Annotated in this window: 1 protein-coding gene; it reads left to right on the forward strand. The window is 42.8% G+C overall.

Annotated features, from left to right (window positions below):
- Positions 1-299: transposase (locus ACW689_RS21485; protein WP_476294454.1), on the forward strand; the 299-nt coding region annotated here is incomplete at both ends.

Raw genomic sequence — 299 nt, forward strand, 5'->3', positions numbered from 1 at the left:
AATCGTTTCTACGTTCAAAGAAATGTATGATGCTGATGTATCACCAACACTGATTTCTCGTGTTACAGATGCCGTTATCGCTCAAGTCGTAGAATGGCAAGCTAGGCCACTTGATGCTGTTTACCCTATCGTCTATCTCGACTGTTTAGTGGTTAAGGTTCGCCAAGATAAGCAAGTCATCAATAAGGCCATTTACTTAGCCTTAGGTGTTAATATCGAAGGCCACAAAGAACTGCTTGGCATGTGGATATCAGAAAACGAAGGCGCTAAGTTCTGGCTAAACGTGCTAACAGAGCTTC

This window comes from Pseudoalteromonas sp. ABE4_541, assembly GCF_056312285.1.